This is a genomic window from Pseudomonas sp. 22189 (assembly GCF_052045635.1).
Taxonomy (GTDB): Bacteria; Pseudomonadota; Gammaproteobacteria; order Pseudomonadales; family Pseudomonadaceae; genus Aquipseudomonas; species Aquipseudomonas parakoreensis.
Window position 1 is genome coordinate 1 of record NZ_JBQEPG010000005.1, and the last position, 7,942, is coordinate 7,942.

Sequence of the window (7,942 nt, forward strand, 5' to 3'; positions counted from 1 at the left end):
CTTTGATTTTTTAACAACAAGATCAAAAGATCGCAGCCTGCGGCAGCTCCTACAGGGGGGATGTGAGCACACACCTGTGGTGAGGGGATTCATCCCCGATAGTCATCCGGGTGTGCGACTGCTGCGCAGTCGATCGGGGATAAATCCCCTCGCCACAAGCGTTATTTCCCAGGCCCGGGTGTGGGCCAGGTACACGGATTTTTCGCAACAACACTAAGGAAGGTCGCTGGATGAATAACAACAATACCCCCGCGCAAACGGGCGGTCGCTTCGCCATGAAAACCCTCAACTGCGCCGTACTCTGTGCGTTGACCACTTGGGGCACCGCGCACGCGGCGCCTTATGTGGAAAACGGCCGCAGCGGTGATCCCGCCAGTTGGCGCAGCGCCGAGTTCCAGGCGGAATGGGGCCTGGGCGCCATCGGGGCGGATTCCGCTTACGCTGCCGGCTACACCGGTAAAGGCGTCAAACTGGGAATCTTTGACCAGCCGGTGTATGCCGCGCACCCGGAGTTCTCCGGCCCCAACAAAGTCGTGACCCTGGTCACCAGCGGGATCCGCGAATACACCGACCCGTACATCCCGGTCAAAGCCGGCGATGCGTTCCGCTATGACGGTTCGCCTTCGGTCGGCTCCGACGGCAAGCTCGGTGCCCACGGTACCCACGTCGGTGGCATCGCTGCCGGCAGCCGTGACGGCGGGCCGATGCACGGCGTGGCGTTCGGTGCGCAGATCATCAGCGCCGACAACGGCGACCCGGGCCCGGAAGACGGCATTGTCCGTGGCAACGACGGCGCGGTGTACAAGGCCGGCTGGGATGCGCTGATCGCCAGCGGCGCGCGGATCATCAACAACAGTTGGGGCATCGGCATCACTGACCGTTTCGACCTCGGTGGCCGCGACCCGGCGTATCCGCACTTCACCGTCAACGACGCGCAAGTGCAATTCAACGAAATCCGCACACTGCTCGGCACCAAGCCTGGCGGTGCCTACGACGGCGCGATTGCCGCCGCCCGCAGCGGCATCGTGACGATTTTTGCCGCCGGCAACGATTACAACCTGAACAATCCGGACGCCATCGCCGGCCTCGGCTACTTCGTGCCGGACATCGCGCCGAACTGGATCACCGTCGCCGCGTTGCAGAAGAACCCGGATCTGGCCAGCGCCAACCCGTACATCATGAGTACGTTCTCTTCGCGTTGCGGTTACACCGCGAGCTTCTGCGTTTCGGCGCCGGGCACGAAGATCTTCAGCTCGATCATCGAAGGCACCAATGCCGACAACCTGACCACCGGCTACAAAAACTACAACGGCACCTCGATGGCGGCGCCGCACGTGGCCGGCTCGATGGCGGTGTTGATGGAGCGCTTCCCGTACATGACGGGTGACCAGGTCGCCACGGTGCTGCGTACCACCGCCACCGACCTCGGCGCACCGGGCATCGACGCCTTGTACGGCTGGGGCATGATCAACCTGCGCAAGGGCATTGATGGCCCGGCGATGTTCGTCACCGAACAGGACATCCCGGAGGAATTCCGCATTCAGGGTGCCTACGGTTCCGGGCAGTTTGTTGCGGACCTGCCGGGCATTGGCGCGATCATCGACAAGGGCAAACCCACCGAACGCGTCTGCACCGACATCACCTGCGGCCTCGACACCTGGCGCAACGACATTTCCGGACACGGCGGCCTGACCAAGCAGGGCATCGGCACGCTGGTGCTGACCGGCAATAACAGCTACAGCGGCCCGACCCTGGTCAATCAGGGGCGCCTGGCGATCAACGGTTCGCTGGCGTCGGCGGTCACGGTCAACGACAGCGGCATCCTTGGCGGTAACGGCCGCATCGGCGCACTGACCGCGAAAAGCGGCGGTACCGTGGCGCCGGGCAACTCGATCGGCACGCTGAATGTCGCCGGTGACGTGACCTTCGAGCGCGGTTCGACCTACGCGGTGGAAGTCTCGCCGACCAGCAGCGACAAGATCGTTGCCGGTGGCCAAGCGCTGATCGATGGCGCCACGGTCAGTCTGTCGCTGGAAAACAGCCCGACCTTGCTGACCACGACTGAAGTGAAGAGCCTGCTCGGCACGCAGTTCAACATCCTGCAAGCGGCCGGTGGCATCCAAGGCCAGTTCGGGCAAGTGCTGCCGAACTACGCGTTCCTCGGCGGCACCCTGGCGTACTCGGCAAACGGCGTGCAACTCGACGTCGGGCGCAACGGCGCGTCGTTCGCCAGTGTCGGCCTGACGCCGAACCAGCGTGCGGTCGGTGCGGCTGCCGAGGGGCTGGGCGCGGGCAATGCGCTGTTCGAAACCCTGCTGCTGTCGCCGAATGCGGCCTCGGCGCAACAAGCCTTCCAGCAACTGTCCGGCGAAATTCACCCGGCCATCGGTACGATGCTGATCAACGACAGCCGCTACCTGCGTGAAGCGGTGGGCGAGCGTCTGCGTGAGCGTGATCTGTTCAATGCCAACGCACCGACTGACGAGCGCAGCAACGCGTGGGTCAAGGTGCTGGGTTCGTGGGGCAAAAGCGATGGCGGCCACGAAAACGCCGACGCCAACAGCTCCATCGGCGGCTTGCTGGCCGGTGTCGACGGCTTGATTGCTGAAGATACCCGTCTGGGTTTCGTTACCGGTTATAGCGACAGCTCGTTGAACATGGGCAGCGGCACGCATTCGTCGGCCTCGGTCGACAGCTACCACCTCGGCGCGTACCTGGGGCATCAGATCGATGCGCTGCGTCTGACCGCCGGTGCCGCTTACAGCTGGCACCGCGTGGACGTGAAGCGTGATCTGCAGTTCGCGGGCGTCAATGGCAAAGAGAAAACCAAGCACGATGCCGCGACCACTCAGGTGTTCACCGAAGCGGCTTACGATCTGCGCCTGCAACCGATGAATCTGGAGCCGTTCGCCAACCTGTCGTACGTGCACTTGAACACCGACAGCTTCACCGAGAAGGGTGATGCTGCGGCGCTCAAGAGCGGCGAAGACAACCGCGACGTGGTGCTGTCGACCCTTGGCGTACGCGCCAAACGCAGCTTCGCGCTGTCGGACAAGCATCAACTGGAACTGGGCGCGACCCTCGGCTGGCAGCACAACCTGAGCAGTGTCGATGCTGACAGCCACCTGGCCTTCGCCAATGGCAACAGCGCCTTCACTGTGCAGAGTGTGTCGATGGATCGTGACGCGGCGGTGGTCGGCGTACGCGCCGGGCTGGCGCTCAATCGCGATGTCCGGGTCAACCTGGACTACAACGGACTGATCGGTAACAACGAGAAGGACCACGGTGTGGGTCTGACCCTCGACTGGCAGTTCTAAACGCGTGCCGGCAGTCCCTTGCGGGCTGCCGGTTTTGAAGGAAGAGAGAGCACAACATGGGATTGTTCGATTATAAAAATGCCGACGGCAAAGCGTTGTACAGCGATGCCATCGCACTGACGCTGTATGCCTACACGCCCACCGGCCAGCCTTTGCCGGCGACCGCCTGGAAACCGCTCAGCGCCACGGCGCTGGGCTATCAGGGCAAGGTCGGCGCGCAGGGCACGTTCTTCGGCGAGAAGGACGGCTTCACCAGCGCCGAGGCTGAAGTGCTCGGCAAGTACGACGCCGGCGGCAAGCTGATCGGCATCGGCGTGGCCTTTCGCGGCACTGGCGGGCTGGGTTACAGCGACACCTTCGGCGACATGAAGAACAATTTGCTCGCCGCCATCGGCCCATCGGATTACGCGAGCAACTACGCGAAAAACGCCTTCGACAACCTGCTCAAGGCGGTTGCCGCGTTCGCGCTTGCCAACGGCATTGCCGCCAAGGACGTGCTGTTCAGCGGTCACAGCCTCGGTGGCCTCGGGGTCAACAGCGTGGCCGAGTTGAGCGCCAGCAACTGGGGCGGGTTCTTCAAGGACGCCAACTACATCGCGTTCGCTTCGCCGACCCAGAGCAGCACCGGCAACAACGTGTTGAACATCGGTTACGAAAACGATCCGGTGTTCCGCGCACTGGACGGCACCACGTTCAGCAGCGGGTCGCTGGGCAAGCACGACGGGGCGCATGAGTCGACCACCGACAACATCGTCAACTTCAACGACTACTACGCCTCCACCGCGCAGAACCTGGTGCCGTTCAGCATCGTCAATCCATTGAGCTGGTCGGCCCATGGCTCGTTGGGGTATGCCGATGGCTTGAACCGGGTCATCGATTCGAAGTTCTACAACCTGACACACAAGGACTCGACCCTCATCGTCTCCAACCTGGAGGAATCTTCCCGGGGCAAGATCTGGGTCGAGGACTTGGGGCGCAGCGGCGAGCCGCACACCGGCAGCACCTTCATCATCGGCACCCAGAGCGGCGACTGGCTCAAGGGCGGGGCCGGTAACGACTTTCTCGAAGGCCTGGGCGGTGATGACCGGTTCCGCGATGACGGTGGCTTTAACATTCTGCTCGGTGGTCAGGGCCACAACACGTTCGAGCTGCAGAAACCGCTGCAGAACTTCAGCTTCGCCAACGACGGTGACGGCACGCTGTATGTGCGCGACGCCTACGGCGGCATCAGCATGACCCGCGACATCGGTGCGCTGGTGAGCAAGGAGTCGGGGTCGTGGTGGGGCAGCAAGGACATCACCTGGGGCGTCACGGCCAAGGGTTTGACCAATGGCAACGAGCTGACCCAGTACACCCATTCGCTCAATGGCGATGCGTACGGCAATGCGCTGCACGCCAGCGCCGACGGTGACTGGCTGTTCGGTCTGGGGGGCGATGACAAGCTGATCAGCGACAAGGGCCACGTGACCTTCGTGGGCGGCGCCGGCAATGACGTAATGACGGCGGTGGGCGGCAACAACACCTTCCTGTTCAGCGGCGCGTTCGGTTTCGACGCGATCAATGGCTACCAGGGCAGCGACAAACTGGTGTTCATGGGCGTCGAAGGCGCGGGGCAGGGCTATGACTACAAGCAGCATGTTGCCCAGTCCGGCGCTGATACGGTGCTGAAGATTGGCGAGTATGCCGTGACCCTGATCGGGGTGGGAGTGGCTAACCTGTCGGACTCGGCGTTCGTTTTCGCCTGATTAACCAGCCTCTGTAGGAGCTGCCGCAGGCTGCGATCTTTGATTTTGAATTTCAAGATCAAAAGATCGCAGCCTCGTTTCACTCGACAGCTCCTACACGGATTTATGGATGTAGGAGCTGCCGCAGGCTGCGATCTTTGATTTTGATTTTCAAGATCAAAAGATCGCAGCCTCGTTTCACTCGACAGCTCCTACACGGATTTATGGATGTAGGAGCTGTCGCAGGCTGCGATCTTTTGTTTTTGATTTTCAAGATCAAAAGATCGAAACCTTTATGCAAGTAGTACTGAAATGCTCCGGGGCGTGCCCGTGAGGGGCGCCCTGGCTGTGAGCTATCTCTGACAATTCCAACAAAAGAGAGGCAATAGCAATGGGTGTGTATGACTACAAGAACTTCGGCACAGCGGATTCCAAGGCATTGTTCAGCGATGCCATGGCGATCACGCTGTATTCCTATCACAACCTCGATAACGGCTTTGCCGCCGGTTATCAGCACAACGGTTTCGGCCTCGGCCTGCCCGCCACGTTGGTGACCGCGCTGCTCGGTGGCACCGATTCGCAAGGGGTGATCCCCGGCATTCCGTGGAACCCCGACTCGGAAAAACTCGCCCTCGACGCGGTGAAAAAGGCTGGCTGGACACCGATCACCGCCTCGCAACTGGGCTACGACGGCAAGACCGACGCCCGCGGAACCTTCTTCGGCGAGAAGGCCGGTTACACCACCGCTCAGGTGGAAATTCTGGGCAAGTACGACGCTCAGGGGCATCTCACGGAAATCGGCATCGCTTTTCGCGGCACCAGCGGCCCGCGGGAAAACCTGATCCTCGACTCCATCGGCGACGTGATCAACGACCTGCTGGCAGCTTTCGGCCCGAAGGACTACGCCAAGAATTACGTCGGCGAAGCGTTCGGCAATCTACTGAATGACGTGGTGGCGTTCGCCAAGGCCAATGGCCTCAGCGGCAAGGACGTGCTGGTCAGCGGCCACAGCCTCGGCGGGCTGGCGGTCAACAGCATGGCTGACTTGAGTGGCGGCAAGTGGGGCGGATTCTTCGCCGATTCCAACTACATCGCCTACGCCTCGCCGACCCAAAGCAGCACCGACAAGGTGCTCAACGTCGGTTACGAAAACGATCCGGTGTTCCGCGCTCTCGACGGCTCGACCTTCACCGGCGCCTCGGTCGGCGTGCACGACGCGCCCAAGGAATCGGCCACCGACAACATCGTCAGCTTCAACGATCACTACGCCTCGACCGCGTGGAATCTGCTGCCGTTCTCGATTCTTAATATTCCGACCTGGATCTCGCACCTGCCGACCGCTTACGGCGACGGCATGAACCGGATCATCGAGTCGAAGTTTTATGACCTGACCAGCAAGGACTCGACGATCATCGTCGCCAACCTGTCGGACCCGGCGCGGGCCAACACTTGGGTACAGGATCTGAACCGCAACGCCGAAACCCACAAGGGCAGCACGTTCATTATCGGCAGCGACAGCAACGACCTGATCCAGGGCGGCAGCGGCAATGACTACCTCGAAGGGCGCGCCGGCAACGACACGTTCCGTGATGCTGGCGGCTACAACGTGATTCTTGGTGGCGCCGGCAACAACACCCTCGAGTTGCAGAAATCGGTGAACACTTTCGACTTCGCCAACGACGGTGCCGGCAACCTGTACATCCGCGACGCCAACGGCGGGATCAGCATCACCCGCGACATCGGCAGCATCGTCACCAAGGAGCCAGGCTTCCTCTGGGGCCTGTTCAAGGACGACGTGACCCACAGCGTCACGGCCAGCGGTTTGAAGGTCGGCAACAACGTCACGCAGTATGAGTCCAGCGTCAAAGGCACCAGTGGCGCCGATACGCTCAAGGCGCATGCCGGTGGTGACTGGCTGTTCGGCCTGGACGGCAACGACCACTTGATTGGTGGCACGGGTAACGACGTGTTTGTCGGTGGCGCCGGCAATGACCTGATGGAGTCCGGGGGCGGGGCGGATACGTTCCTGTTCAACGGCGCGTTCGGTCAGGATCGGGTGGTGGGTTTTACGGCCAACGACAAACTGGTGTTCCTTGGCGTGCAGGGTGTGCTACCCAATGATGACTTCCGCGCACATGCGACGGCGGTGGGGCAGGACACGGTGCTGAAGTTTGGCGGGGATTCGGTGACGCTGGTTGGAGTGGCGCTGAATAGCCTCAGTGCCGATGGAATTGTGATCGCCTGAGGTTGATAGGGCGCCGGCAGTGCCCCTTCGCGAGCAGGCTCGCTCCCACATGGGACTATGTGATCGACACAGGTCCAGTGTGGGAGCGAGCCTGCTCGCGAAGGATTCAGATCGGTATTGAAAGTGACTCGATAGCCACACCCTGACTCAAAAGCTGTGCAAACAGCAAAAGCGGCCTAAAGCCAGCACGTGCCCACACGTTCTATAGCCAGCCGCCATTGAGTACAGGAGATGCACACGTGAGAAGGGTCAAGGGGTATGTCGGACTTGTCGGACTGGCGCTGTTATCGGCCAATGCCTGGGCCGATCTGCCGCCAACCTCGATTCTGAGCCGTTACGGCATCAGCAGCGATCAACTGCCGAAGCCGGCGAAGACCGAAGCAATCGAACCGGTCGAAGAGAAAAGCTTGTTTCAGATCCAGCCCGAACAGCCGTTCGTGACCATTCGCCTGGGTGACGGCAAACAACAGCAGGCCACTGGCAATCTGAGCATTGACCGCATGACCCAGCAGGATCTGGAGCGCTGCCGACGTCTGCAAGCCGAGCTGGCGCGCCGGGGTGAACAGTATTTCAGCTGTGATCACAGCCTTGTGGGCTTGCCTGCTTCCGAATAACCCACACAGATCCCGCTCTCCCTGTAGGAGCTGCCGCAGGCT

4 protein-coding genes are annotated in these 7,942 nt (G+C 61.5%); all 4 read left to right on the forward strand.

Features of this window, described 5'->3' with window-relative positions:
* The first annotated feature begins 230 nt into the window (after positions 1-230).
* The 4 genes from ACTJKS_RS06395 to ACTJKS_RS06410 all read left to right on the forward strand — a co-directional run bounded on the left by ACTJKS_RS06395 (position 231) and on the right by ACTJKS_RS06410 (position 7,900).
* On the forward strand, positions 231-3,317 hold the full coding sequence (locus ACTJKS_RS06395; protein ID WP_411157850.1) for an autotransporter domain-containing protein: 3,087 nt from the start codon (positions 231-233) through the stop codon (positions 3,315-3,317).
* Positions 3,318-3,373: 56 nt separating this feature from the next.
* Positions 3,374-5,062, forward strand: coding sequence for a polyurethane esterase (locus ACTJKS_RS06400; RefSeq protein ID WP_262947817.1), 1,689 nt, complete (start codon positions 3,374-3,376; stop codon positions 5,060-5,062).
* A 370-nt stretch (positions 5,063-5,432) separates the two neighbouring features.
* On the forward strand, positions 5,433-7,286 hold the full coding sequence (locus ACTJKS_RS06405) for a polyurethane esterase (RefSeq protein WP_262947816.1): 1,854 nt from the start codon (positions 5,433-5,435) through the stop codon (positions 7,284-7,286).
* 239 nt (positions 7,287-7,525) lie between these two features.
* Complete coding sequence (locus ACTJKS_RS06410; RefSeq protein ID WP_108182762.1) at positions 7,526-7,900, forward strand: hypothetical protein; 375 nt, start codon at positions 7,526-7,528, stop codon at positions 7,898-7,900.
* Positions 7,901-7,942 lie beyond the last annotated feature (42 nt).

What these genes read in the sequence shown, in the direction of transcription:
- ACTJKS_RS06395 (WP_411157850.1), top strand. Translation starts at nt 231, where the DNA reads ATGAATAACAACAATACCCCCGCGCAAACGGGCGGTCGCTTCGCCATG.
- ACTJKS_RS06405 (WP_262947816.1), top strand. Translation starts at nt 5,433, where the DNA reads ATGGGTGTGTATGACTACAAGAACTTCGGCACAGCGGATTCCAAGGCA.
- ACTJKS_RS06400 (WP_262947817.1), top strand. Translation starts at nt 3,374, where the DNA reads ATGGGATTGTTCGATTATAAAAATGCCGACGGCAAAGCGTTGTACAGC.